General features: G+C 63.9%; 25 protein-coding genes, 1 tRNA gene and 1 pseudogene. 14 read left to right on the top strand and 13 right to left on the bottom strand.

Annotation, left to right across the window (positions count from 1 at the left end):
* Positions 1 to 28: 28 nt before the first annotated feature.
* A tRNA-Arg gene (locus BGP00_RS18815) sits at positions 29 to 105 on the bottom strand.
* A 120-nt stretch (positions 106 to 225) separates the two neighbouring features.
* On the opposite strand from BGP00_RS18815, the gene BGP00_RS18820 reads away from it, so the two are divergent.
* Positions 226 to 618, top strand: a complete 393-nt coding sequence (locus tag BGP00_RS18820) for a hypothetical protein (RefSeq protein ID WP_168603211.1) — start codon at positions 226 to 228, stop codon at positions 616 to 618.
* Between the two features lie 28 nt (positions 619 to 646).
* Positions 647 to 1,141, top strand: a complete 495-nt coding sequence (locus tag BGP00_RS18825; RefSeq protein WP_292688110.1) for an MmcB family DNA repair protein — start codon at positions 647 to 649, stop codon at positions 1,139 to 1,141.
* Positions 1,142 to 1,472: 331 nt separating this feature from the next.
* Here the strand turns inward: BGP00_RS18825 and BGP00_RS18830 are convergent, their stop codons facing one another.
* The 3 genes from BGP00_RS18830 to BGP00_RS18840 all read right to left on the bottom strand — a co-directional run bounded on the left by BGP00_RS18830 (position 1,473) and on the right by BGP00_RS18840 (position 4,257).
* The gene (locus tag BGP00_RS18830; protein ID WP_168603213.1) at positions 1,473 to 2,174 is read right to left on the bottom strand and encodes a DUF1013 domain-containing protein; all 702 of its coding nucleotides are present in this window, start codon (positions 2,172 to 2,174) and stop codon (positions 1,473 to 1,475) included.
* Positions 2,175 to 2,332: 158 nt separating this feature from the next.
* Positions 2,333 to 2,983 (bottom strand): glutathione S-transferase family protein, encoded by a 651-nt coding sequence (locus BGP00_RS18835; protein WP_292689185.1) that lies wholly within the window; start codon positions 2,981 to 2,983, stop codon positions 2,333 to 2,335.
* A 269-nt stretch (positions 2,984 to 3,252) separates the two neighbouring features.
* The gene (locus tag BGP00_RS18840) at positions 3,253 to 4,257 is read right to left on the bottom strand and encodes an NAD(P)H-quinone oxidoreductase (RefSeq protein ID WP_292688112.1); all 1,005 of its coding nucleotides are present in this window, start codon (positions 4,255 to 4,257) and stop codon (positions 3,253 to 3,255) included.
* A gap of 94 nt (positions 4,258 to 4,351) precedes the next feature.
* Between BGP00_RS18840 and BGP00_RS18845 the strand changes: the two genes are divergently transcribed.
* From BGP00_RS18845 to BGP00_RS18870, 6 genes are all read left to right on the top strand, one after another.
* Positions 4,352 to 4,597: a DUF1192 domain-containing protein gene (locus BGP00_RS18845; protein ID WP_168603215.1), complete on the top strand. Its 246-nt coding sequence runs from the start codon at positions 4,352 to 4,354 to the stop codon at positions 4,595 to 4,597.
* 148 nt (positions 4,598 to 4,745) lie between these two features.
* Positions 4,746 to 7,151 (top strand): ATP-dependent Clp protease ATP-binding subunit ClpA, encoded by a 2,406-nt coding sequence (gene clpA / locus BGP00_RS18850; RefSeq protein WP_292688115.1) that lies wholly within the window; start codon positions 4,746 to 4,748, stop codon positions 7,149 to 7,151.
* A gap of 94 nt (positions 7,152 to 7,245) precedes the next feature.
* Positions 7,246 to 8,253: a porphobilinogen synthase gene (gene hemB, locus BGP00_RS18855; RefSeq protein WP_292688117.1), complete on the top strand. Its 1,008-nt coding sequence runs from the start codon at positions 7,246 to 7,248 to the stop codon at positions 8,251 to 8,253.
* A 2-nt stretch (positions 8,254 to 8,255) separates the two neighbouring features.
* Positions 8,256 to 8,795 (top strand): GNAT family N-acetyltransferase, encoded by a 540-nt coding sequence (locus BGP00_RS18860; protein WP_292688119.1) that lies wholly within the window; start codon positions 8,256 to 8,258, stop codon positions 8,793 to 8,795.
* 9 nt (positions 8,796 to 8,804) lie between these two features.
* Positions 8,805 to 9,377, top strand: coding sequence for a gamma carbonic anhydrase family protein (locus tag BGP00_RS18865; RefSeq protein ID WP_168603218.1), 573 nt, complete (start codon positions 8,805 to 8,807; stop codon positions 9,375 to 9,377).
* Positions 9,364 to 9,645 carry a DUF167 domain-containing protein gene (locus tag BGP00_RS18870; RefSeq protein WP_292688122.1) on the top strand — a complete coding sequence of 94 codons (282 nt, stop codon included), beginning with the start codon at positions 9,364 to 9,366 and terminating at the stop codon, positions 9,643 to 9,645. Before BGP00_RS18865 ends, BGP00_RS18870 begins: the two co-directional genes overlap by 14 nt.
* A gap of 13 nt (positions 9,646 to 9,658) precedes the next feature.
* Here the strand turns inward: BGP00_RS18870 and BGP00_RS18875 are convergent, their stop codons facing one another.
* The 3 genes from BGP00_RS18875 to BGP00_RS18885 all read right to left on the bottom strand — a co-directional run bounded on the left by BGP00_RS18875 (position 9,659) and on the right by BGP00_RS18885 (position 12,295).
* Positions 9,659 to 10,273, bottom strand: a complete 615-nt coding sequence (locus tag BGP00_RS18875) for a DUF1275 family protein (protein ID WP_292688124.1) — start codon at positions 10,271 to 10,273, stop codon at positions 9,659 to 9,661.
* Complete coding sequence (locus tag BGP00_RS18880; protein ID WP_292688126.1) at positions 10,274 to 10,714, bottom strand: group II truncated hemoglobin; 441 nt, start codon at positions 10,712 to 10,714, stop codon at positions 10,274 to 10,276.
* An 87-nt stretch (positions 10,715 to 10,801) separates the two neighbouring features.
* Complete coding sequence (locus tag BGP00_RS18885) at positions 10,802 to 12,295, bottom strand: M23 family metallopeptidase (protein WP_292688128.1); 1,494 nt, start codon at positions 12,293 to 12,295, stop codon at positions 10,802 to 10,804.
* Between the two features lie 152 nt (positions 12,296 to 12,447).
* Here BGP00_RS18885 and BGP00_RS18890 point away from each other — a divergent pair, with 152 nt between their 5' ends.
* From BGP00_RS18890 to BGP00_RS18910, 5 genes are all read left to right on the top strand, one after another.
* Positions 12,448 to 15,051 carry a helicase-related protein gene (locus BGP00_RS18890; RefSeq protein WP_292688130.1) on the top strand — a complete coding sequence of 868 codons (2,604 nt, stop codon included), beginning with the start codon at positions 12,448 to 12,450 and terminating at the stop codon, positions 15,049 to 15,051.
* Positions 15,051 to 15,365 (top strand): RNA-binding S4 domain-containing protein, encoded by a 315-nt coding sequence (locus BGP00_RS18895; protein ID WP_168603224.1) that lies wholly within the window; start codon positions 15,051 to 15,053, stop codon positions 15,363 to 15,365. Before BGP00_RS18890 ends, BGP00_RS18895 begins: the two co-directional genes overlap by 1 nt.
* Positions 15,362 to 15,700, top strand: a complete 339-nt coding sequence (gene fdxA, locus BGP00_RS18900; RefSeq protein ID WP_168603225.1) for a ferredoxin FdxA — start codon at positions 15,362 to 15,364, stop codon at positions 15,698 to 15,700. Before BGP00_RS18895 ends, fdxA begins: the two co-directional genes overlap by 4 nt.
* Before the next feature lie 347 nt (positions 15,701 to 16,047).
* Positions 16,048 to 16,581 (top strand): CarD family transcriptional regulator, encoded by a 534-nt coding sequence (locus BGP00_RS18905; RefSeq protein ID WP_168603226.1) that lies wholly within the window; start codon positions 16,048 to 16,050, stop codon positions 16,579 to 16,581.
* A gap of 128 nt (positions 16,582 to 16,709) precedes the next feature.
* Positions 16,710 to 17,444: a head GIN domain-containing protein gene (locus BGP00_RS18910; protein WP_292688135.1), complete on the top strand. Its 735-nt coding sequence runs from the start codon at positions 16,710 to 16,712 to the stop codon at positions 17,442 to 17,444.
* Positions 17,445 to 17,455: 11 nt separating this feature from the next.
* On the opposite strand, the gene BGP00_RS18915 is transcribed toward BGP00_RS18910, so the two are convergent.
* The gene (locus BGP00_RS18915) at positions 17,456 to 18,406 is read right to left on the bottom strand and encodes an L-threonylcarbamoyladenylate synthase (protein ID WP_292688137.1); all 951 of its coding nucleotides are present in this window, start codon (positions 18,404 to 18,406) and stop codon (positions 17,456 to 17,458) included.
* A gap of 53 nt (positions 18,407 to 18,459) precedes the next feature.
* Between BGP00_RS18915 and BGP00_RS18920 the strand changes: the two genes are divergently transcribed.
* Complete coding sequence (locus BGP00_RS18920; RefSeq protein ID WP_168603229.1) at positions 18,460 to 19,299, top strand: ATP-binding protein; 840 nt, start codon at positions 18,460 to 18,462, stop codon at positions 19,297 to 19,299.
* A gap of 589 nt (positions 19,300 to 19,888) precedes the next feature.
* Here the strand turns inward: BGP00_RS18920 and BGP00_RS25430 are convergent.
* The 5 genes and pseudogenes from BGP00_RS25430 to rfbB form a co-directional block, all read right to left on the bottom strand.
* Positions 19,889 to 20,113, bottom strand: coding sequence for a transposase (locus BGP00_RS25430; RefSeq protein ID WP_366522309.1), 225 nt, complete (start codon positions 20,111 to 20,113; stop codon positions 19,889 to 19,891).
* A gap of 20 nt (positions 20,114 to 20,133) precedes the next feature.
* Positions 20,134 to 20,823 (bottom strand): annotated as a pseudogene (locus tag BGP00_RS18925) (IS5 family transposase); the annotation flags it as partial.
* 203 nt (positions 20,824 to 21,026) lie between these two features.
* Complete coding sequence (gene rfbA / locus BGP00_RS18930) at positions 21,027 to 21,902, bottom strand: glucose-1-phosphate thymidylyltransferase RfbA (RefSeq protein WP_292688139.1); 876 nt, start codon at positions 21,900 to 21,902, stop codon at positions 21,027 to 21,029.
* Positions 21,899 to 22,798: a dTDP-4-dehydrorhamnose reductase gene (rfbD, locus tag BGP00_RS18935; RefSeq protein WP_292688140.1), complete on the bottom strand. Its 900-nt coding sequence runs from the start codon at positions 22,796 to 22,798 to the stop codon at positions 21,899 to 21,901. The genes rfbA and rfbD overlap by 4 nt, the downstream gene beginning before the upstream one ends.
* Positions 22,795 to 23,850, bottom strand: a complete 1,056-nt coding sequence (gene rfbB, locus BGP00_RS18940; protein WP_292688141.1) for a dTDP-glucose 4,6-dehydratase — start codon at positions 23,848 to 23,850, stop codon at positions 22,795 to 22,797. Before rfbB ends, rfbD begins: the two co-directional genes overlap by 4 nt.
* Between the last annotated feature and the right edge of the window lie 7 nt (positions 23,851 to 23,857).

Here is a 23,857-nt window from a genome sequence, read left to right on the forward strand (position 1 = left end):
CGGCGTTCAGCGCGTCGATGAAGGGAAATGGTGCACCCGACAGGATTCGAACCTGTGACCCCTGCCTTCGGAGGGCAGTACTCTATCCAGCTGAGCTACGGATGCGCACCGAATGTCTGCGCGGTTAGCAGCGCTTGACCGTCGTGGCCAGAGATTTTCGCTGTATGGTAAAAAAGTTTGCTGTATTAGGTTTTTGGCAAGGCCTAGGTTTTATAATGACGGTTCATGGAACCCTTGCCCTCCTCTTCCGATGCTCTGGCCCAATCGGGGGCTTTGCCCGACGACAATGTCGATCCGCTGGGCATGCGCTGGGGCGCGCTGCGCGAAGCGGCGCGGGCGATTGCCGCGCTGGCCGGGGAAAATTCCGCGCAGGAAGTGGCCGCGCTGCTGGCTTTTCCGACCGGTTTGCGCGGGGCAGATCCGCGCCGGGCGCGGCTGATCGAACAATCCATCGGCGATCTGGTCGCCATTATGGAGCCGGGCGTGGCGGCGCTGCTCTCGGTGCATGAACGCGGCGGCGATGTGGTGCCCGCAGCGCGCGCGCTGTGGCAGGAGTTCACCTCGGCACGGCGCGGCTTGCTGGCGCTGGCCCCGGCAAGCGACGATCAGGGCTTGTAAGTTCGCCTTCTGTTCCTAAAATGGTGAGATGGATATTTCGCCTGATTCGCTGATTCCCGATGGCATGCCCGCCGATGCTCTGGCGGTCGCGCGCGGGATTTCCCGCCTGTTTGCCCGCAACGACATCTGGTGCATGGCCGAAATGCCGCTGCGCAACGGGCGGCGGGCCGACCTGATGGGCATCGACGCCAAGGGACAGGTCATCATCGTCGAAATCAAAGTGGCCCGCGCCGACCTGATGGGCGATGGCAAATGGACCGACTATCTCGACCATTGCGACCGCTTCTTCTGGGGGCTGGCCAGCCATCTCGACCGCGCCTGCATGGAAAGCGAAGCCTTTCGCCCCGACCAATGCGGCCTGATTGTGGCCGATGGCTATGACGCCGAAATCCTGCGGTCCGCGCCTTTGATGCCGCTGGCCCCGGCGCGCCGCAAGGTCGAGGTGGAGCGGTTGGCGCGGGCGGCCCTGCGGCGGCAGGCGGTGGCGTTGGATCCAAGGATCGGGCAGTGGGGTGGGGCTTGATCGGGGTTTTGAAGAAGGAAGGATGAATGCGAGGGACCAGTCCCTCGCGCTCCCGTTACTGTCTGCGTGGCGCCATGGGTTCGGCGTTATGTGTCGGACGCAGCGTTTGAAGTTTAAAGCCTGCGGCGCGGATAGAGATGAGCTTGCCGCGCCGCAGGCTTTACAACCGAAGCCCCACCCACCCGCTTACGAACCAAAGCGCAACCCCATAACGGGATTGCAAAGGGCCCCCGCCCTTTGCCCGCCGGAGGCCTCTTAAAACCCCTGCAAAACCAAAAAAAAAGGGCCACCCGAAGGCAGCCCCCTTTTCCATACCGAGAAACCGAAGCGCTTATTCGCGCCCTTCGGCCTCCGCAGCGCGCTTGGCGGCGAGCCATGCGGCGGCTTCGGCTTCCTGCGCGGCTTCGCTGGCGGCCTTGGCCTGCGCTTCGCGGGCGGCGCGCAGTTCTTCGATCAGCGCGTCGCGGTCGCTGCCCAACCGCTGGACGTCGGCCTCGTCATCCTCGGCGCTGCGGCCCTTGGCGGCCTTGGCCACCATCGCGTCCAGTTCGCGCTGCGAGCACAGGCCCAGCGTCACAGGGTCCTTGGCGGTGATGTTGCCGATGTTCCAGTGGCTGCGGTCGCGGATCGCGGCGATGGTGGTGCGGGTGGTGCCGATCAGCTTGCTGATCTGGGCGTCCGACACTTCGGGGTGGTTGCGCAGGATCCAGGCGATGCCGTCGGGCTTGTCCTGGCGCTTGGACACCGGCGTATAGCGCGGGCCCTTGGTGCGGCTGACGGTGACGGGCGCCTTGAACATCTTGAGGCGATAGTTGGGGTCGTTCTGGCCGCGTTCGATTTCGATGGCGGTCAGTTCGCCCGCGCGCAGCGGATCGCGGCCCATATACTTGGCGCTGGTCAGATCGTCGGCCATGGCCTGCACTTCGAGAATGTGCAGTCCGCAGAAGTCTGCGATCTGCTCAAACGTGAGCGCGGTATTGTCGACAAGCCACGAGGCCGTTGCATGCGGCATCAGCGGGGTGGGCTGGGTCACGGGTCATCTCCGAGCGTGTTTGAGGCGGGAAAAACCCGCCAAAACCGGGCACAAAATAGAAGGGCCGCCCCTTCACGGAGCGGCCTAACCTTTTCCCCATAAGCGCGGGATTGATTCTGGGCAAGCGTTTTGCCGCAAAATCGCGCGGATTTGCGCCGTTAATTCAGCGGCACAAAGCCCGGCAGGGCCTCAATCCGGCCAATCCAGCGCTGGATGGCGGGAAAATCATCCAGAACGAAGCCGCCTTCCCCGGCCACGTGGGTATAGGCAAAGAGCGCGATATCGGCCAGCGTGATGCCATGGCCGACAAACCAGTCGTGCATCGCCAGATGTTCGTCCATCAGCCGCAGCGCCGCCTCGCCCGCGCTGCGCTTGGCGTCCAATTGCCCCTTTTGCGCGTCGCTCAGGTTTTCCTCGCCCAGATAGGCCAGCCAGAAGCGCAGGGTGGCGACATTGGGCTCGTGATTATATTGTTCAAAGAACATCCAGCGCAGCATGTCGGCCTGCGCAAAGCGGTCGGTCGGGATCAGGCGCGAACCGCTGGCCAGATACCAGCAGGCCGCATTGCTTTCGGGCAGAAAGCGGATGCCGCTGGCCCCGGCGATTTCCAGCACCGGGATGCGGCCATTGGCATTGACCCGCGCCAGAAATTCAGGCGTCCGCGTCTCGCTCTTGCGGATATCATAGGCTCGCCGCGACAAAGGCAGGCCCAGCAGGGCCGCCGTCAGCCGGATCTTGTAGCAATTGGCCGAAATCGGATCCTCATGCAGGACAAAGGCCTGTCCATGCAGCGAGGCTTTCCAGATCATGTCATCGGGAAAGGCCAGTTCAACGGCCTGACCGACATTCACCCCGTCCTGACCATGCACGGCATAGGGCAGGCTGAGCGTGGAATCGACATGTGAGGACGAGATGCAGCAGCGCCCGGAGAGCTTGCCGCCCTCATCGCCGCGCCATTCCTGCCCGGCCCTGGCGGCGCCTTCAAAGACGCGCTCCATGTCGTTCCAGGTGACCGCGCCGCGTCCCTTGCGGATTTCCACCCATGCCCGGTCATCGCTCAGACGCAGCAACGGATAGCTCATACCACCTCCAGCACAATCTTGCCGACCAGATCGCCCGATTCCATCTGCGCATGAGCCTGTGCCGCCTGTTCGAGCGGATAGGTGCGCGCCATGACGGGGCGGACCTCGCCCTCATCGACCAGCGGCCAGACATTGGCGGCGATTTCCTGCGCCAGCAGCACCTTGAAAGCGTTGGAGCGCGCCCGCAGCGTCGATCCCGTCAGCGTCAGGCGCCGCGCCATGACCCGCCACATCAGCACCTCGGCCTTGGCCCCGCCCTGAACCGCGATGGTGACATGGCGCCCGTCATCGGCCAGGCATTTCAGATTGCGCGCCACATAATCGCCCGCCACCATGTCCAGCACCAGATGCACGCCTTCGCCATGGCTGATGCGCTTGACCTCTTCGACGAAATCATGGGTGCGGTAATTGATCGCATGGGCCGCGCCCAGTTCGATCGCGCGTTCGCACTTCTCGTCGCTGCCGCAGGTGACGATCACCTCCAGCCCGAAGGCCTTGCCCAGTGTAATCGCCATCGTGCCGATCCCGCTGGTGCCGCCATGGACCAGCACGCGCTCGCCCTCGCTGGCCCAGCCGCGTTCGAACACATTGTGCCACACGGTAAACAGCGTCTCGGGAATCGCGGCCGCCTCGACCATCGAGAGACCATCGGGCACGGGCAGGCATATGCCCGCCTCGGCAATACAGTATTGTGCGTATCCCCCGCCATTGACCAGCGCGCAGACATTCTGGCCCAGCAATGCGGGATCGGCGCCCGCCCCAAGCGCCACCACCTCGCCCGCGATTTCCAGCCCCAGGATCGGGGAATGCCCCTTGGGCGCGGGATATTGGCCAAGACGTTGAATCACATCGGGCCGGTTGACCCCGGCAGCGGCCACCTTGATCAAAACCTGACCCGCGCCGGGCATCGGCACCGCCAGATCCGACACTTTCAGGACCTGCGCCGGCCCCGGAGAATCGAATGTCACCGCCTTCATAAATTCGGGAAGCACAGACCCCATGATTGCCCCGCGATGCTGTAATACACTATTTAACTGTAATCCCTAGCCTCACGCCCTGTTGACAGCAAGCGAAAGCAGTCCGATGCTGTTGCCAATGGAAGATGAAGATCGCCCCCATGCTTTGGCAAGCGGTCGCAAGGACGCTGCGGCCTCCCTCTCTTTGGAGAGCCTTGAGCCTTATTCGATTGACGAACTGGATACGCGCGTGGCTCTGCTGGAAGCCGAGATCGCGCGGGTTCGTGCACACAAGGCCCGCAGCGCCGCCAATCGCCTTGCCGCCGAGGCGCTGTTTCGGACATCCGCCCCATCGGCCCCGTCCTCATCGGGTGCGACAAGCTGATGCGCGCGCCCCCTCGTAATTGTGCAGGGGATCGCCATATGGGCTTTATCACACCTGTTGTCGCATATCCTGCCGAGGTATCATCCCGGCTTGCTCGCCCATCCCTTCCCTCCAGCCCCCTGCCCTCTTAGTAGCGAAAGCGCGATCAATGCCCAGTTTCGCCCAAAGTCTCGAAAAGACCCTCCACGCGGCACTCAGCCAGGCGTCGGAGCGCAGCCATGAATATGCAACGCTGGAGCATCTCCTGCTGGCGTTGATCGACGATCCCGATGCGTCGCAGGTGATGATCGCCTGCGGTGTGGATCTGGGCGATCTGGCCGAGGCGGTGAAGCAATATCTGGATCAGGAATACCAGAGCCTGAAAACCAAGGAAAAGGGTGATCCGGCCCCGACCGCCGGTTTCCAGCGCGTGATCCAGCGCGCCATCCTGCATGTTCAATCCAGCGGCAAGGATACGGTCACCGGCGCCAATGTGCTGGTCGCGCTGTTTTCCGAACGCGATTCCTATGCGGTCTATTTCCTGCAGCAGCAGGACATGAGCCGTCTGGATGCCGTCAGCTTTATCAGCCACGGCATCGGCAAGGGCGGCAAGAAGATCGAGGACAAGAGCCCCAAGGGCGCCGAGGCCGAAGAACCGCGTCAGGAAGAAAAGCAGGAAACCAAGTCGGCGGGCAGCGCCAACAAGAAGGATTCCGCGCTCGACCAGTTCTGCGTCAACCTCAATGAAAAGGCGCTGGGCGGCAAGGTCGATCCGCTGATCGGGCGCGGGCCCGAGGTGGACCGCACGATCCAGATCCTGTGCCGCCGGTCGAAGAACAACCCGCTTTATGTGGGCGACCCCGGCGTGGGCAAAACCGCGATTGCCGAGGGTCTTGCGCGCAAGATCGTCGAGGGCGAAGTGCCCGAAGTGCTGGCCAATGCGGTGATCTATTCGCTCGATATGGGTTCGCTGCTGGCGGGCACGCGCTATCGCGGCGATTTTGAAGAGCGGTTGAAGCAGGTCGTTTCGGAACTCGAAAAGATGCCGCACGCGATCCTCTTCATCGACGAGATCCACACCGTCATCGGCGCCGGCGCCACCAGCGGCGGGGCGATGGATGCGTCCAACCTCCTGAAGCCCGCGCTCTCGGGCGGCTCGATCCGCTGCATCGGCTCGACCACCTATAAGGAGTTCCGCAATCACTTCGAAAAGGACCGCGCCCTGCTGCGCCGGTTCCAGAAGATCGATGTGAACGAACCGAGCATCGAGGACACGATCAAGATCCTGAAAGGTCTGCGCACCGCGTTTGAAGATCACCATAAGGTGAAATACACGCCGGGCGCGATCAAGTCGGCGGTGGAACTGTCCGCGCGCTACATCAACGACCGCAAGCTGCCCGACAAGGCGATCGACGTGATCGACGAAGTGGGCGCGATGCAGATGCTGGTGCCGCCCTCCAAGCGCAAGAAGACCATCACCGAGCGCGAGATCGAGGCCGTGATCGCCACGATGGCGCGCATCCCTCCCAAGTCGGTCAGCAAGGACGACCGCGCGGTGCTGGGCCATCTGGAACGCGATCTCAAGCGCCAGGTGTTTGGTCAGGACAAGGCCATCGAAGTGCTCTCCTCGGCCATGAAGCTGAGCCGGGCGGGCCTGCGCGATCCGGACAAGCCGATCGGCTGTTTCCTGTTCTCCGGCCCCACGGGCGTCGGCAAGACCGAGGTGGCCAAGCGTCTGTCGGAAATCATGGGCATCCCGCTCCAGCGTTTCGACATGTCGGAATATATGGAGCGCCATTCGGTCTCGCGCCTGATCGGTGCCCCTCCGGGCTATGTCGGCTTTGATCAGGGCGGTCTGCTCACCGATGCCATTGACCAGCAACCGCATTGCGTGCTGCTGCTCGACGAAATCGAAAAAGCCCATCCGGATCTGTTCAACATCCTGCTTCAGGTGATGGACAATGGCCGCCTGACCGATCACCACGGAAAGACGGTCGATTTCCGTAACGTGATCCTGATCATGACCACCAATGCGGGCGCGTCCGACATGGCGCGCAGCGGTATCGGCTTTGGCGACATCTCCAAGGCGGATGCGGGCGAGGAAGCGGTGCGCAACCTCTTCACCCCCGAATTCCGCAACCGTCTGGATGCTATCGTGCCCTTTGCCTATCTGGGCAAGGAAGTGGTCAGCCGCGTGGTGGACAAGTTCATCCTCCAGCTCGAACTGCAGCTGGCCGATCAGAACGTGCATATCCAGTTCGATGCGGCAGCGCGCGAATGGCTGGGTGATCGCGGCTATGACCGGCTCTATGGCGCGCGGCCGATGTCGCGCCTCATTCAGGACAAGGTCAAGCAACCGCTGGCCGAGGAACTGTTGTTCGGCAAGCTGGCCCATGGCGGCGAGGTCAATGTCACGGTCAAGGAAGGCGAGGATGGCAGGAGCGAGCTGACCTTCCTGCTCGTGCCGGCCGCGCCCAAGCTGGACGCGAAAAAGACGCCCAAGGGCAAGAAGAAGTCCAGCGCCGCATCCGAGCCGTCCGAAAACGGCGGCGAGAATGAGGGCGAGAGCGAATAAGTCGATAAATCAAAGGATTGAAGGGTGGGGCAAAACGTCCCGCCCTTCAATTCTCCCTTTTCGTAAAGCCGCAAGGGGTTTAGACCCTGCGCCCATGACCCAGACCATCCCCGCGCCCTTTCCGGCGCTTCGCCTGCGCCGTACCCGAGCCACCGGCTGGTCGCGCGCGCTTCACCGCGAAAACATCCTGACCCCCGCCGACCTGATCTGGCCCCTGTTCGTCACCGAAGGCGCGGGCGTTGAGGAACCGATCCCCTCGCTGCCCGGCGTCTCGCGCTGGAGCGTGGATGGCATCGTCGCGCGGGCCAAAGAGGCCGTGGCGCAGGGCATCCCCGTGCTGGCGCTCTTCCCCAATACCCAGCCCGAGCGCCGCAGCGAGGATGGCGCCGAGGCGCTCAACCCCGACAATCTGATGTGCCGCGCCATCCGCGCGATCAAGGATGCCTGCGGCGATGATATCGGCGTGCTGACCGATGTCGCGCTCGATCCCTATACTAGCCACGGTCAGGACGGGCTGATCGACGATGCGGGCTATGTGCTCAATGACGCCACGGTTGAGGTACTCGTGGGCCAGTCGCTCAATCAGGCGGCGGCGGGCGCGGACATCATCGCCCCTTCGGACATGATGGACGGCCGCATCGGTACGATTCGGCAGGCGCTGGAGGCCGAAAACCACCACAACGTCCAGATCATGTCCTATGCCGCCAAATATGCCAGCGCCTTCTATGGCCCCTTCCGCGATGCGGTGGGCAGTCGCGGGCTGCTGAAAGGCAACAAGAAGACCTACCAGATGGACCCGGCCAATGCCGAGGAAGCGCTGCGCGAGGTCGCCGTCGATCTGGCCGAGGGCGCGGACAGCGTGATGGTCAAGCCCGGCCTGCCCTATCTGGACATCGCCATCCGCGTGAAGCAGCAATTCGGCGTGCCAGTCTTCGCCTATCAGGTGAGTGGCGAATATGCGATGATCGAGGCCGCCGTGGCTGCGGGCGCGGCGGATCGCGACACGATGGTGCTGGAAACCTTGCTGGCGTTTAAGCGGGCGGGCTGCAGCGGAGTGCTGACCTATCATGCGCTGCATGCCGCGCGCCTGCTGAATGCCTGAAATTGTCTGACGCTCTGCCCATCATCACCAACAGGCTGATCCTGCGCCCATGGGAGGATCGCGACCGCGACGCCGCCTGGATGATGGCGCAGGACGCCGAGGTGATGCGCTACCTGCCCTCGCTGGACCGCGAGAGCAGCGATGCGATGATCGACCGGATGATGGCCATGCAGGCGCAGCATGGCCACACGTTCTGGGCGATGGAGCGGCGCGGGGATGGGCAATTCCTTGGCATGTGCGGATTTTGCCCGCCCCGCCCCCCGCTGTCGGAATACGAGATTGGCTGGCGTCTGGCCCGCGCCGCTTGGGGTCAGGGCTATGGCACGGAAAGCGCCCGCGCGGTACTGGGCTGGGCATGGACGCATCGCGATATGGCCACGATTGTTGCCATCACCACGCGCGAAAATGCCAAAAGCCGGGCGCTGATGATGCGGATCGGCATGGCCCATGCGCCGGATGAAGATTTCGATCACCCCGCCCTTCTGGAAACTGATCGCTTGCGTCCCCATGTTCTCTATCGCATTGCACGGCCGAAGAGCTGAGAGGACACCATGCGTTCAGACGTTACCATCGCCCCGTTCAAGGGCATCTGGCCCCGCATCCATGAAAGTGCTTTTATTGCACCAGGTTGCAGGATTATCGGCAATGTCGAAATCGGGCCGGACGTCAGCATCTGGTACAATTGCGTGATTCGCGGTGATGCCAATTCGATTCGCATCGGCGCGCGCAGCAATATCCAGGACGGCAGCGTGGTCCATTGCGACAGCCCCAAACCGGGAATGCACGATGGTTTCCCCACCGTCATCGGCGAGGATGTGCTGATCGGCCATATGGCGATGGTGCATGGCTGCACGCTGATGGACCGGTCTTTCGTCGGGCTGGGCGCGATCGTCATGGATGGCTGTGTGGTCGAAGAGGACGCGATGCTGGCCGCAGGCGGGCTGCTCAGCCCCGGCAAGCGCATCCCCAGCCGTCAGATGTGGATCGGCCAACCGGCCCGCTATGCGCGCGAACTGGACGATGCCCAACTGGCCGACATGCAGCGCGGCGTGGCCGCCTATGTCCGCAACGGGCGCGATCACAAGGCGGCGCTGGACGATATGCTGCTGCATGGCGCGGCCTAAACTCGCCCTGCCCGCGCCCGAGGCCATCCGCGCGCTGGTCGATGGCGAGGGCAGGCTGGCGGTCAAGGTGACGCCCGGCGCGCGCAGCAAGGGGGTCGAGATTGTCGAGGGCCGGTTGCTGGTCAAGGTCCGCGCCAAGCCTGAGGACGGCAAGGCGACCGAAGCGGTGATCGAACTGGTGGCGCAGGCATTGGGCATCGGATCGAGCCGGGTAACGCTGCTGCGCGGGGCGACCTCGCGCGAAAAACTGCTCTCTATTGCCGCGTGATGCTGCCTGCGGCCTAGGGCCGCGTGATGCTGACGGCGGCCAATGTTGCGACGGCCGCCCATGCCGCCCCCATCCACAGGCCAGCCTCTGGATGATGCAGCCCCATCGCCGCACCGCCCACACCGCCCAGCACCAGACCCAGCCATAGCGCCAGCCCGGCCCCCGCACCCGGCACCTTCTGCCCGCCCAGCGCTTGGCCCGCTTTCACCAACGCTCCAGTCACGTAAGTCAGCGCAAGGCTCCCCTCGCCCTCACGCTGAAACGTGGCGTTCAAGGCCCCCATCGCCAGCACCAGCGCCCCCTGGGCAATCACCGTGCCATGCGTCAGCGCGCCCACCGCCAGCAAGGCGCAGACCATGCCAAGCACCGCCACCTTGCGCCACGCGCCCGAACGCGCCGCCACCGCTGTGCCCAGCGCCACGCCCAGCACAAAGCCCATGATCAGCCCCGCAGGCACCAGAGCGCGGCGCATATCGCTGGCCAGATTGACCGCCATGCGCGTCGAATTGCCCGACATGAAGGAGATGAAATAGCCGCCATTGGCGACAAAACCGCTGGCATCGACAAAGCCCGCCAGCGCCGAAAGCGCGATGGCAAGGCTGCGTCGGGAGCGGTCGAGCCTGTGCATTCAGTCCGCTGACGCCTCAACGGGAACCCCAACCGGCACCATCGAACCGGCGATCTCCTCCAGCACGCCCGCCATGGCGTCCGCCATCACCTTATCCTCCGGGGCCACATCGGCAATCGCGCGGCGCATGGCGGCGGCCCATTGATCGGCGGTTTCGCGCGCAATCGGCAATCCGCGATGCATGCTCATCATGCATTTGCCCGAGGCGAACCAGTCGCGCGGCCCGCCCGACCATCCGGTCAGAAACCCGGCCAGACTTTCGCGCATCGGCCCCAGATCGGCGGCATGCATTGCGCGCAACTCGGCATAGGCCGGATCAGCCTCCATCAGATCATAGAAACGGTTGGTGATGGCCGCGATCACCTCGCGCCCGCCCAGCCGCTCATAGGGCGTCTTGCGGGCCACCTGTTCGCCTTCGATCTGGTCGGTTTCATCACTCACGGGGGCCATCCTTATGCAACAGATAATGCAATCGGCTGCCATAGGCCAGCCCTTCAGGCTTTGACGTCAATCAACAGGGGACGCCAATCAATAGACCGCGCCCGATGCAGGCGCGCGCATTGCCATTTGCGCCCCGACCGGCCCCAGCCCCGCCGAAGGTTTCACGTGAAGCACCGCCGCCAGACGCGCGCGAAACGCGGCCAGCTCGGCCCGGTCCACTCCGGCGCGCACGGTAAAGCCCACCGACATCGGATCGACCGACGCCCCGCCGCGAAACACTTCATAATGCAGATGAGCGCCGGTCGACAGGCCCGTCGAGCCGACATAGCCGATCACCTGCCCCGCGCGCACCCTCATGCCCGGCGACACGGCAAATCGGGAAAGATGGCCATAGCCGGTGGAGACCGCCCCGCCATGGTCCAGCCGGATGTAATTGCCATGCCCGCCATGCGGCCCGACGAAATTGACCAGCGCATCGGCCACCGCATAGACCGGGGCGCCCCATGGCGCGGCCAGATCGGTGCCGGAATGCATCCGCGCAAAACCAAGGATCGGATGCAGCCGCAGGCCAAAGCCCGAACTGATCCGCGCGCCCGCGACCGGCATCACCAACGCCTGCGTCGCGCGTTGTTGGGCCATGTCGGAGGCGTCATAGAATTGCGCATCGCGGCCCTTGCCCCAGCGCAGCAATTGCTTGGCCATATGCCCATGCGATTCGATGGCGGCATATTGCAGATCGCCCACCTCGACCTGACCATCGGGCGCGCGTTTGTAATCGACCACCATGTCGAAGACATCGCCCTGATGAACCTCATCCAGACTGAGATGAGCGTCGATGGCGGCCAGGAATTGCTGGATCGCCTTCATCGGCGCGCCCGCCGCGCGCGCGGCGCGATAGACGCTGGCCCCGGCCACACCGCGAATGCGCAAAGGCGTTGAATCGACCGGCAGAACATGGCGAACCACGGCAAAACCGCCTGCAGAACGGGTCAGCGTCAGGTCGAGATCGAAACGCGCGCGCAGGGAAAGGCTTTCGAGCGGGCGCGCCGCCCCTGCGCCTGCGGCCTGCCCCAGATGCAGGGCAAAGCGCGTGCCCGGCGCGATATCCTCCAGTGCTACGGCGGAGGCCAGTGCGCTGCGCACCGTGCCATTGTCGGCCGCCGAAACCCCGGCGCGGCTGAGCATCGCCTCGACGCTGTCCTCCTGCGCCAGCATCACCGAGAGATCGAGACTGGGCCGCTCGGGCGCCTGCGCCAGTGGAACGAGCCGTGCGGTCGGCCCCATCCTGCTGCCGGTGTCGCCGCCATAGAGCAGGGGCTGGACGGTCTGACTGCGCCATTCCTGGCGCGCGACGGCGTCCATCGGCTGCGACTGGATCGCAGGGCCGCCGCCGATGCCCGGCCATAGCGCAACCGCCAGCCCGATCCCGCCCAGCATCAACCCCAGCCCGCGATACCAGCGCGCCGTGCCGATCTCCTCGGCGAGGTCGGTGGCAAAGTCGAAACCGCGCAAGGCACGCCGCATCCGTGCGGCCAGAGCCGGCGGCAAGACGACAGGGGTGGAAAAAGCGCAGCTTGCCATGATGGTCTTTGCAAAGGAGATTTCTACACCTCCCTCCCTGCCTCATGATGGTTAAGTCATCGCTAAACCTGTGGCCTTTTGGTCCATTGGCCCCCGAATGCGACAAAGCGCCCCTTGCAGGGCCGGGTCTGCTTTGCCACATTCAGGGGGTAATGGTTCACACCCCCAACCTGCGCGCTTCGTTTCGCCCGCAACAATCCCACGATGGCCGGGTAAAGGCCGTGCTTGGCCCCACCAACACCGGCAAGACCCATCTGGCCATCGAGCGGCTCTGCGCCCATTCCTCGGGCGCCATCGGCTTTCCGCTGCGGCTGCTGGCGCGTGAGGTTTACGAGAAGGTCTGCGCGATCAAAGGCGCGGAGCATGTCGCGCTGATCACCGGCGAGGAGCGGATCGAGCCGCCCAATGCGCGCTGGCTGCTGTGTACGGTTGAGGCGATGCCGGTAAGGGGGCCGGTGCGCGGCGCGCCCAAAAAGGGCGCGAATACCCGCTTCACCGACCTGTCCTTTGTCGCCATCGACGAAATTCAACTCTGCGGTGATCGGGATCGCGGTCATATTTTCACTGACCGCCTTCTGCATGCGCGCGGGCGCGATGAGACGATGCTGCTCGGCTCCTCGGTGATGGAGCCGCTGGTCAAGTCTCTCGTACCCGAGGCCGAGATCGTCAGCCGCCCGCGCTTTTCCACGCTCAGCCACTCGGGCGCGAAGAAACTGTCGCGCGTGCCGCCGCGCAGCGCCATCGTCGCGTTCAGCGCCGAGCAGGTCTATGCCGTGGCCGAAATGCTGCGCCGGTTTCGCGGCGGCGCGGCGGTGGTGATGGGCGCGCTTTCCCCCGAAACCCGCAACCGTCAAGTCGAACTCTATCAATCGGGCGAGGTCGATTATCTGGTGGCCACCGATGCCATCGGCATGGGGTTGAACCTTGATATCACCCATGTGGCTTTCGCCGGGCTGTCGAAATATGACGGGGTGCGCCAGCGCCGCCTGCTGCCCACCGAAATGGCGCAGATCGCCGGGCGCGCCGGGCGGCATCAGCGCGATGGGACCTTTGGCACGCTGGCCGGAACCGGGGGCCATGACGCGGAATTTTCCGATGAGGAAATCTATGCGATCGAGGAACACCGCTTCGCCCCGCTGACCCGCCTGTTCTGGCGCGAATCCGATCTCAGCTTTGATTCGGTAGCGCGGCTGATCGATTCGCTCGAACGGCCCCCGGCCAAGGCCGAACTGATCGCAGCGCCCCAAGCTATCGATCTGGCCGTGCTCAAGCGCCTGGCCGAAGACCCCGATATTGCCCCCGGCGTGCGCGGCACCGGTATGGTGCGCCGTTTCTGGGAAGCCTGCTCGCTGCCCGATTTTCGCCAGCAGGGAGCCGAAACCCACGCCCGTTTCATCGCCCGCCTGTGGGAGGAATTGCGCCACGGGCCGCTGGCCGCCGACACTGCCCCGCGCGCCATTGCCCAGCTCGACAACACGCAGGGCGATATCGACACGTTGCAGGGCCGGATCGCGGCGGTGCGTTCGTGGTCCTATATCTGCCAGCGGCCCGATTGGGTGCTGGCGCGCGATGAAATGGCGGCCCGCGCGCGTGAGGTGGAATCGCGCCTGTCCGATGCCTTGCACGCCCGCCTGACCGAGCGTTTCGTCAACCGGCGCACCACCGTTCTGATGCGCAAGCTGGGGCCGGACGCAGGCCTGCTGTCGGTCGCGATGGAGGGCGATGATGTGCTGGTCGAGGGCGAGAAGATCGGCACGCTGAGCGGCTTTGCCTTTCGCGTCGATCCTTCGGCGCGGCACGAGGATGCGCGGCTGCTTCAGGCGGCGGCGGAGAAGCATTTGCCCGACCTGCTGGCCCGGCGCGCGGGCGAATTGATCGCGGCGCTGAATGCGGGCGAGGCCGATGTGGAGATGCAAGGCGAGAGCATCGTCTGGCATGGCCATCCTCTTGCCCGGATCGCGCGGGGGCGGGCGCTGCTCACCCCTACGCTGACGGCTGTGCCTTTGCTCGACCGGCTTGCCGCGCCCTTGCGCGCCGATCTGATCGCGGCGCTGGGGCAATGGCTGGCGCGGCGGTGGAAACCGCTTGCCCCGCTGGCGGCAATGGAGGCGGCCAGCCTTGATCCCGACAGCGGATCGGATCTGCGCGCGCTGCTCATCCGCATGATTGAGGGGGGCGGGATGGTTGATCGCGCCGCCTCGGGGGTGGAAAAGCTTTCTCCGCCCCAGCGCGATGTGCTGCGCAGGCTGGGGGTGCGGATCGGGCCGCTCGATGTGTTTCACCCCGCGATGGTCAAGGCCGCGCCGCTGCAATTATGGCAATCGGCGGTGGGCGCAAAGGGCATCATCGCCCAGCCGATGGCCCCGGTGGTCAAGCTGAGCGACAAGCCTGTGCCGCGCTTCTATCGCCGCTTGGGCCAGGAGGCGCTGCGCATCGACCGGGCCGACCGGCTGCTGCGCGAGGCCCATGCGCGGCGCAAGGCGGCGAGCGGAAAAACCGGCAAGACGGCCTTCTCGCTCGATCCGGGTGAGGCGGTGAAAATCGGCCTCTCGACGCGGGCCTATGCCCATCTGCTGCGGCTGGGCGGATTTCGCCCGATCATGCCGCGCGTGCTGCCGGCCGAGGTCTATGGTCCACCCGCCCCGCTGGTCTGGCGCTGGCATCCTCCCCGGCGTGAGACCGAGGCATCCACCCGTCAGCAGGCCGCGATGGACGTCGACAGCCCCTTTGCCGCTCTGGCCTCGCTGGTGGCCTGATGCGGATCGACAAGCTCCTCTGGTTTCTGCGGCTGGTCAAAACCCGGGGCGCGGCGCAGGAATGGGTCGAGGCGGGCCATATCCGCCGCAACGGCACGCGCATCGAACGCTGTTCGGCCTCGGTCGCGGTGGGCGATGTGCTGGTGCTGCCGGTGCCTTCGGGGGTGCGGATCATCCGGTTGATCGCCATGCCAAACCGGCGCGGACCGCCAAATGAAGCACAAAGCTGTTATGAGGCGCTTGACGAGACCGCCCCTTCCCCACTAGCAGCGGGGAAAGTTTGTTCTTCATTGAAAGGGGATTTGCAGCCATGACCTATGTCGTTACCGACGCCTGCATCCGCTGCAAATACATGGATTGCGTGGAAGTCTGCCCGGTTGACGCCTTTTACGAAGGCGAAAACATGCTGGTGATCAATCCGAGCGAATGCATCGACTGCGGCGTTTGCGAACCGGAATGCCCGGCCGAAGCCATTCTGCCCGACACCGAAAGCGGGCTGGAGCAGTGGCTGGAGCTGAACACCAAGTTCAGCGCCGAATGGCCCAACATCACCACCAAGAAGGATTCGCCCGAGGACGCCGACGAATTCAAGGGCGTGGACGGCAAGTTCGAAAAGTTCTTCTCTGAAGCGCCGGGCGAAGGCGACTAAGAGAATCTACCGGGGGGCGAATCACCCCCGGAAGGCATTTTCGGGTGCCCGAACGATAAAATTTTGCTGCCAGAGGCTGGGGTTGCGATAAACGCACCGCTGGCCTCTGGCAATTTTGTTACAGGCGTGCTATATAATAGGACAGTCGCGACAGGCTGTCCCTATGTCTGGCCTGTCGTCATCGCAAAGAACCGGGTCGAACCCCCTGACCATGAAAGGCGTCGTTGCAGCACTCGGTTGATGTTTCGCATCATACCGCAGCAAAAGCTCATCACTTTTGCACGGGCATGCGCAATATCCGCCGTGATCCTCTCCATGCTGCACCGAGCCGAGTGAAAGGACGATAGATGACCGCCAAGGCGCACGCCTTCGATGTCGGAGATTACGTCGTATACCCCAAGCACGGCGTTGGCCGGGTGATCGAACTGCTTGAGCAGGAGATCGCGGGGATGAAGCTTGAACTGTATGTGTTGCGGTTTGAAAAAGAACGCATGACGCTGCGCGTTCCGGTTAACAAGGTCGAAGCCATCGGCATGCGCAAGCTGTCCTCGGACAAGACCCTGCGCGAGGCGATGGACACGCTCAAGGGCAAGCCCAAGGTCAAGCGCACCATGTGGTCGCGCCGCGCCCAGGAATATGAAGCGAAGATCAATTCGGGTGATCTGGTTTCGATCGCCGAAGTGACCCGCGACCTGTTCCGCGCCGACGATCAGCCCGAGCAGTCCTATTCGGAACGCCAGATCTTTGAAGCCGCCTCCAGCCGCCTCGCGCGCGAACTGGCCGCGATGGAAAAGACCGACGAACCGGCTGCTCTGAAGAAGATCCTCGCGATCCTTAATGAGTATGCGCCCAAATATTACGAGGCCGCCGCCGCCGTCTGATCGGCCGGGGCCCGTATGGGTTTGCAAAGAGGGGCTGCCCGTCGGGGCGGCCCCTTTTTCTTTGGGGCTTCCCTTTGGGTGTGTGGTGTATTACAACACCAACACGCAATATGTCAGGGAGCAGCCCCATGGACTTTCGCAAGATCACATCCGCCTTTGCCCCGATGATCGCCATCGGCATGACCGCCATTCTATCGGGATGCCACGATGGCGAGGTTTCGCTGCATGGCGCGGGCAAGCCGCTGGCCGAACTCGACCTGTCCGGCCCGGCGCCCGACAGCGTGGTGGTGCTTGGCCCCGATGCGGTAAAAATCGAAGCGGGCGAAAAACTGGCCATCAAGGTCGATGGCGCCCCCGATCAGGCGTCGCACCTGCGCTTTACGCTGAAGGACGGCACGCTGGGGATTTTGCGCGACAGGAAAGGCTGGAACACCGGCGAGGCGGTTTCGGTGCTGGTGACCATGCCCGCGCCCAAATCGCTGACCATGACCGGATCGGGCAAGATCACCAGCGCCGATCTGGCGCGTGAGGCGCAAATCAACATCGTGGGTTCGGGCGATATCGAAACACCCAAGGTGGACGGCGAAAAGCTGGAAATCTCGATCGGCGGTTCGGGCACCTATCGCGGGGCGGGCCATACCGCCGATCTGAAGGTCAATATCGCGGGCAGCGGCAGCGCCGAGATGGCCCCCCTGAAGGCCGACAAGGCCGATATTTCGATCCTTGGTTCAGGCGACACGCAATTCGCCTCGGACGGGACGGTGAAGGCTTCGATGATGGGTTCGGGATCGGTCCATGTCAAAGGCCGCGCGAAATGCGAGGTCAGCGCGATGGGTTCGGGCAAATTGGTGTGCGAACCCTGAACCGGCACGGTTCAGATCGGCGCAGCGGCGCGGCGCAGGCGGTCGTTGATCGCCGCGCCGATGCCTTTATCCGGGATGGGCGCAATGGCCACTTTGGGCTGCGGCGCATGGGCCGCCTCATGCAGCGCCGCGTAAAGCCGCGCGGCGGCCTCTGCAAGGTCGCCTGAGCGCGAAAGTACACTATCGCCCTCCTCCGTCCCAAAACTGATGTAAAACTCGTCAGCGGCCTTCTCAGCGGCATTCAGGCGCACCGGCTTGCCCGGCGCATAATGGCTGGTCATTTGCCCCGGCGCCTCGATGCCGCGATCCTCATGCGCCTCGCCCTGCCCCAGCACCGCGGCCAGATCCGCCGAAGTGATCGGGCCGGGACGCAGCACCTGCCATCCGCCATCGTCGCGCAGGGCGACAATCGTCGATTCAATCCCCGCCTTGCACGCCCCGCCATCAACGATCACCGGCACCCGCCCGCCCAGCGAGGCCGCGACATGACCCGCCGTGGTAGGGCTGACCCCGCCGCTGCGATTGGCCGAGGGCGCGGCCAGCGGCAGGCCGGATTCGCGCAAAATCGCCTGCATCACCGGATGCGCCGGACAGCGAATCGCCACCGTGGGCAGGCCCGCCGTCACCGCCGCCGCCAAAGGCGCATCATCCCGGCGCGGCAGAACCATCGTCAAAGGCCCCGGCCAGAAAGCCGCCGCCAACCCCCGCGCGCGATCATCGAGCACCGCCAGCGCCTCAGCTCCGGCAAGATCGGGCACATGGACAATCAAGGGGTTGAAATCCGGTCGTCCCTTGGCGCGATAGATCGCGGCCACGGCATCGACACTGTCCGCCCGCGCGGCCAGTCCGTAAACCGTCTCGGTGGGCACCGCGACAATCGCCCCGTCGCGCAAGGCGCGCGCCGCCAGCGCCAGATCATCAGGCGCGGTGGTCACGATACGGGGAAGATCATTGTCAGCCATAGCTCTCCCGCTATAGCGCAAGAGCAGCAAAGCCAAGCATAAGGAACGAATTTATGGCCGATCAGGGCGATCCGCTGGCCCGTATTGCCGATGCTCTGGAGCGACTGGGCGCGCATTTGGCTCCCCCCGCCCCGGCACCCGCCGAATGGCTGGCCCATCCCGCCTATGTCTGGGATGGGCGGACCGCGCGCGGGGTGGATCGGCTGGACGCCCCCGCATTGCGCCTGCTTCAGGGCATTGAGCAGCAGAAAGAAGCGGTTGCCCGCAATGTCGCAAGGCTGGCGGCAGGCCATGCCTCGCATGACATGCTGCTGTGGGGATCGCGCGGCATGGGCAAATCGGCGCTGGTGCGCGCCAGCGTGCTGAACGCCGCGCAGGCCCACCCCGGCGCCATCGCGCTAGTTCAGGTGGCCCCCGATGCGCTCTCCTCGCTCTCGGCGCTGTTTGCCATGCTGGGACGCGTCGAACGGCAATTCCTCACCTTCATTGACGACCTCGGCTTTGAGGAAGGCGATCTCTCCGGCCCGCGCGCGCTGCGCTCATGGCTCGAAGGCGGGGTCGAGGCGCGCCCGGCCAATGTCCGCCTTGCCGTCACATCGAACCGCCGCGCCATCGTCGGGCGCTCTCTGGGCGAACAGGACGATCCCATCAACCCGCGCGATGTGGTCGACGACAAGCTGGCGCTGGCCGACCGCTTCGGCCTCTCCATCGGCTTCCATGCCTGCTCTCAGGACGATTATCTCGCGATTATTTCCGGCTATGCGCAGGAGTTGGGGCTGAGCTTTGAAGTGGGCGATGCGCTGGAATGGTCCAAGCGGCGCGGCAGCCGATCGGGGCGGATCGCGTGGCATTATGTGCATGAGCTGGCCGGGCGGGCCGGGATGAGGGTTTAAGGGGGTTTTTAGATGCGAGGGACTCGTCCCTCGCGCTCCCATTACTGTCTATGTCGCGCCACGGGTTCGGCGACAGGTGTCGGACGCACCGTCTGAAAATTGAAAGCCTGCGGCGCCCCTTATTAGCGCCGCAGGCTTTTATGTCATCACCCCACATTGGCCATACAAGCACCACCCCATTAACGGGATTGCAAAGGCCGGATCTTTGTCGTCGCATCGCCGATGCCAAAAACCGGTTCCCACTTTTTGGTGCGATGCTCGGGCGCCCTTTGCCCGCCAGAGGCATAAAGAAACCCCAAACCCAACAGGCCACGGAAAAGGCCTTTCCATCAGCGCATCGGTGTGATTCAGCCTGCGTATCCAGGGCGTATTTCCGCAGCCTGTTCATTGCAGGACCTATTTCCTCATCATGTAAATTACATAACGTATTTCCGTAGTGTGTTCATCCAAACTGGCGGAAAGCTGGGAAGCACGTCACTTATGAGACCTGTGCGCGGGTTGGCGTAGGGCACTGAAGAGACGGCGTATTTTTCCGGATCCTCGGGCCGGCGTTTGTTTGGCCAGCACGTCGGCATAGCAATTCGAACGCTCAGGCAGCTGCCGCCAGAATATTCATGGTGCGCTTGAGGTTGTAGGCGATGGCGGTGAGATGGACCTGGACGGCAGCTTTGGCGAGACCTCGCCATCGCATTCGACGAAGGCCGTAGCAGCGCTTCCAGGTTCCGAAGATCTTCTCAATCCGGCCGCGCACGCGATGGATCGGCTGGTTCCATTCATGGAGCTTGCGCAGCGTTTCGGCTTCGTCGCGCCCCACATCCCGGTAGCGACGATCCGGGGTATCCCACCCTTGGCACGCACGGCATCGCGGAAGTGATTGCCGCGATAGGCGCTGTCGGCAAACACCTCACCGGGATTTTCGAGCAATGCTTCAGGACCTGCCTTGCCAGCGTTGATATTGGCAGATGTGACCGACAGTTCCTCGACCAATGCCGTATCGGCGTCGGCGCCAACATGGGCCTTGAAGCCGTGAATAGCCCGTTTGCCCTTGTGCTTGACCCAACGCGCGTCACCGTCCTCCTCGCTGGCCGAGGCAATGATGGTGGCATCGACAAGCGTTCCGGTCTTGATCGTTACCGCTTTGGCCTTGAGTTGTGCGGTCACGACCTCAAACAGAGTCCGATCCAGTCGGTGAGCAAGGAGCAGCCTGCGGAATCGGACGAAGGCGGTCCGCTCGGGCGTCGCTTCATTCGCCGAGAACCCGCAGAAGCGGCGAAAGGAGGCTCGATCATCGAGCGCTTCGGCCAGCTTTACGTCGGACAGGTCGTACCAGATCGACAGAAGTAGGGCCTTGAACATCGCCAGCGGCGGCCAGGCCGGCTCGCCCTTGGCAGCAGGATAAAGAGGATCGAGCAGTACGGCCACTTGGCTCCAGTCGATCAGCGAGACAAGCGCATCGAGCGATGAAGCCGCCCGCTCGCGCCCCGCGAAACCAAACTGTTCCTGCCCGATCGAACGTTGCGCCACTTGCAGCCCTCCTCTTGGGAAAGCCCATAGAATCAGTAATCAACACCTGTGTCTACGCCAACCCGCGCGCAGGTCTCATTACTTATGAGACCTGCGCGCGGATAGATCTGGATCTTATTTTTGCGCCAGCTCCTTCAACTTTCGGGTATTTTGGGTCGGTGAGAACCCCTTTGCATTTAATTAGCGGTTAACCCGGCGGGGCCTCAGAGCCCTACCTCGCCTACCGCCCGCAATATGGCGCGGCCATAGGCGGTTTTTTTGAAACGCTCGCCGGTTTCGCGGGCCATATCGGCGGTGATGAAGCCCTTTTGGTATGCGATTTCCTCAAGGCAGGCGATCTGGACGCCCTGGCGGTGCTGGATGACGCGCACAAACTCGCCCGCTTCCAGAAGGCTGTCATGGGTGCCGGTGTCTAGCCAGGCATAGCCGCGCCCCATCTGCTCGACGTACAGGTCGCCCGCTTCCATGTAGAGGCGGTTGATGTCGGTGATCTCAAGCTCGCCGCGCACGCTGGGTTTTAGCGTGCGGGCATAGCCAACTACCCGGTTGTCGTAGAAATACAGGCCGGTCACCGCGCAGTTTGATTTGGGGCTCGCCGGCTTTTCTTCCAGGCTCAGCGCGCGACCGTCAGCCGACAGTTCCACCACGCCATAACGCTCGGGGTCTTCCACATGATAGGAGAAAACCGTCGCGCCCTGTTTGCGGGCCACCGCACTGGCCAAGAGGTCGGAAAGATGCGCGCCAAAGAAGATGTTATCGCCTAACACCAGCGCCACATTGTCATCGCCAATAAAATCGGCGCCGATAGTGAAGGCTTGGGCGAGGCCCTCGGGGCGGGGTTGCTCGGCATAGGACATGGTGAGACCCAGCGCGCTGCCATCGCCAAACAGCTTTTGGTAATTACCCAGAAATTCCGGGCTGGAGATGATAAGAATCTCGCGGATACCCGCCAGCATCAGCACCGAGACCGGATAATAGATCATCGGCTTGTCATAGACGGGCAGAAGCTGCTTGTTCACCGCCAGCGTTGCCGGGTGCAGCCGCGTGCCAGAGCCGCCAGCCAGAATAATGCCTTTCACGCGGGTATCCTATCCAATGGGTCTATGAGTGCGTCGAGAATGTCGGCGAGCGCTATCTGCCAAGGGCGCGGGGCTATACCAAAGGTCCCGCCAATGGCGCGGTGCGAGAGTTGGGAATTTGTTGGCCGGCGCGCAGGCGTTGGGTATTGCGCGGTGGCAATAGGCACCACCTGCGCCGATGGCCCGCCACGCAAGGCCGACTGGCGGAAGATTTCCGCCGCAAAGCCCGCCCAGCTGACCGCGCCGGCATTGCTGAAATGATAGGTACCGCTTGCCGCAGCATCGCCTGCCAGCCGTACGGCGACAGTGATGAGCGCGGCGGCCAGGTCATCGGCGCTCGTCGGGCTGCCGATCTGATCATCAACCACGCTCAGTTCATCGCGGGCGGCGGCCAGGCGCAACATGGTCTTTACGAAATTGTGCCCATCGGCACTGACCACCCAGGCGGTGCGCACAATGGCGTAGCGCGCGCCGCTGGTGCGCACCGCCAGTTCGCCCCCCAACTTAGAGGCGCCGTAAACGCCCAAAGGCGCCACCGGGTCATCCACATCCCAAGCGCCCTCCTTGTTGCCAGCGAAGACATAATCGGTCGACACCTGCACCAATGCGATCCCAGCTTCAGCGCAAGCGGAGGCCAGCGCGGCTGGGGCCAGCGCATTAACCTGCCAGGCGGTAAGCTGGTCGCTCTCGGCCTTGTCAACGCCAGTATAAGCGCCGGCGTTGATCACCGCCGCCCATGGCCGGCTCGCGACCATGGCGGCAATGGCAGCCGGATCAGCCAGATCAAGATCGGCGCGGGTGACGACATGGGGCTGCCAGCCCGCTGGCCAGGCGGCGCGCGCCAGCGCCTGGCCCAACTGGCCCGTGCCCCCCGTCACCAGCACAGCGCTGGTCATGCCGCCAGTCCGCGCCGCTGGTCGGCTTTGTGCTGGGCGACAATCGCCTGCCACCAGGCCTCATTGTCCAAATACCAGCGCACCGTCTTGGCGATACCGGTCTCGAAGCTCTCCTCAGGGTGCCAGCCCAGCTCCTCGCCGATGCGGGTGGCGTCGATAGCATAGCGCTGGTCATGGCCGGGCCGGTCAGCCACCGAGGTGATCTGCGTGGCGTAGCTGGCGCCATCGGCACGTGGGCGCCATTGATCAAGCAGAGCGCACACCGCGCGCACCACTTCGATGTTCTGCCGCTCATTATGGCCGCCGATGTTGTAAGTGCGCCCGGGCCGGCCGCGCTCGAACACCACCTGCAACGCGCGGACATGGTCCTCCACGTAAAGCCAGTCGCGGATCTGGTCGCCCTTGCCGTAGATGGGAAGCGGCTCGCCAGCCAAGGCCTTCACCACCATCAGCGGAATGAGCTTTTCAGGGAAATGGTAAGGCCCGTAATTGTTCGAGCAATTGGTGATGAGCACCGGCAGCCCATAAGTGTGGCCCCAGGCGCTGACCAGATGGTCCGACCCCGCCTTCGAGGACGAATAGGGCGAGCGGGGATCATAGGGCGTTTCCTCGGTGAAGAGGCCGGTGGCGCCCAGTGAGCCGTAGACCTCGTCGGTCGAGATATGATGGAAGCGGAAGGCAGCTTTGGCGGCCTCGTCCAGCCCCTGCCAATAGCCGCGCGCCTCGGCCAGCATCGTGTAGGTGCCCACGATGTTGGTGTGGATGAAGGCTCCCGGCCCGTCGATCGAGCGGTCGACATGGCTTTCGGCGGCGAGATGCGTGATGACATCGGGGCGGAACTCGGCAATCGCGGCACGCACGGCGGCCGCGTCGCAAATATCGCCCTGCACGAAGCGGTAGCGCGGGCTGGCAGCCACTTCCTCCACCGTGGTCAGCGAGCCGGCATAGGTCAGCTTGTCGAAATTGAGCACCTCATGCGCGGTATTGGCGATGAGGTGGCGCACCAGCGCCGAGCCGATGAAGCCGGCGCCGCCGGTCACGAAAATGCGCATGGATTCT

The organism is Novosphingobium sp. 63-713 (assembly GCF_001898925.1).
In the GTDB taxonomy this organism is placed as follows: Bacteria; Pseudomonadota; Alphaproteobacteria; order Sphingomonadales; family Sphingomonadaceae; genus Novosphingobium.

What these genes read in the sequence shown, in the direction of transcription:
- BGP00_RS18820 (WP_168603211.1), top strand. Translation starts at nt 226, where the DNA reads ATGGAACCCTTGCCCTCCTCTTCCGATGCTCTGGCCCAATCGGGGGCT.
- BGP00_RS18825 (WP_292688110.1), top strand. Translation starts at nt 647, where the DNA reads ATGGATATTTCGCCTGATTCGCTGATTCCCGATGGCATGCCCGCCGAT.
- BGP00_RS18835 (WP_292689185.1), bottom strand. Translation starts at nt 2,983, where the DNA reads ATGATCTGGAAAGCCTCGCTGCATGGACAGGCCTTTGTCCTGCATGAG.
- BGP00_RS18840 (WP_292688112.1), bottom strand. Translation starts at nt 4,257, where the DNA reads ATGGGGTCTGTGCTTCCCGAATTTATGAAGGCGGTGACATTCGATTCT.
- BGP00_RS18845 (WP_168603215.1), top strand. Translation starts at nt 4,352, where the DNA reads ATGGAAGATGAAGATCGCCCCCATGCTTTGGCAAGCGGTCGCAAGGAC.
- clpA (WP_292688115.1), top strand. Translation starts at nt 4,746, where the DNA reads ATGCCCAGTTTCGCCCAAAGTCTCGAAAAGACCCTCCACGCGGCACTC.
- hemB (WP_292688117.1), top strand. Translation starts at nt 7,246, where the DNA reads ATGACCCAGACCATCCCCGCGCCCTTTCCGGCGCTTCGCCTGCGCCGT.
- BGP00_RS18865 (WP_168603218.1), top strand. Translation starts at nt 8,805, where the DNA reads ATGCGTTCAGACGTTACCATCGCCCCGTTCAAGGGCATCTGGCCCCGC.
- BGP00_RS18870 (WP_292688122.1), top strand. Translation starts at nt 9,364, where the DNA reads ATGGCGCGGCCTAAACTCGCCCTGCCCGCGCCCGAGGCCATCCGCGCG.
- BGP00_RS18875 (WP_292688124.1), bottom strand. Translation starts at nt 10,273, where the DNA reads ATGCACAGGCTCGACCGCTCCCGACGCAGCCTTGCCATCGCGCTTTCG.
- BGP00_RS18885 (WP_292688128.1), bottom strand. Translation starts at nt 12,295, where the DNA reads ATGGCAAGCTGCGCTTTTTCCACCCCTGTCGTCTTGCCGCCGGCTCTG.
- BGP00_RS18890 (WP_292688130.1), top strand. Translation starts at nt 12,448, where the DNA reads ATGGTTCACACCCCCAACCTGCGCGCTTCGTTTCGCCCGCAACAATCC.
- BGP00_RS18895 (WP_168603224.1), top strand. Translation starts at nt 15,051, where the DNA reads ATGCGGATCGACAAGCTCCTCTGGTTTCTGCGGCTGGTCAAAACCCGG.
- fdxA (WP_168603225.1), top strand. Translation starts at nt 15,362, where the DNA reads ATGACCTATGTCGTTACCGACGCCTGCATCCGCTGCAAATACATGGAT.
- BGP00_RS18905 (WP_168603226.1), top strand. Translation starts at nt 16,048, where the DNA reads ATGACCGCCAAGGCGCACGCCTTCGATGTCGGAGATTACGTCGTATAC.
- BGP00_RS18910 (WP_292688135.1), top strand. Translation starts at nt 16,710, where the DNA reads ATGGACTTTCGCAAGATCACATCCGCCTTTGCCCCGATGATCGCCATC.
- BGP00_RS18915 (WP_292688137.1), bottom strand. Translation starts at nt 18,406, where the DNA reads ATGGCTGACAATGATCTTCCCCGTATCGTGACCACCGCGCCTGATGAT.
- BGP00_RS18920 (WP_168603229.1), top strand. Translation starts at nt 18,460, where the DNA reads ATGGCCGATCAGGGCGATCCGCTGGCCCGTATTGCCGATGCTCTGGAG.
- rfbD (WP_292688140.1), bottom strand. Translation starts at nt 22,798, where the DNA reads ATGACCAGCGCTGTGCTGGTGACGGGGGGCACGGGCCAGTTGGGCCAG.
- rfbB (WP_292688141.1), bottom strand. Translation starts at nt 23,850, where the DNA reads ATGCGCATTTTCGTGACCGGCGGCGCCGGCTTCATCGGCTCGGCGCTG.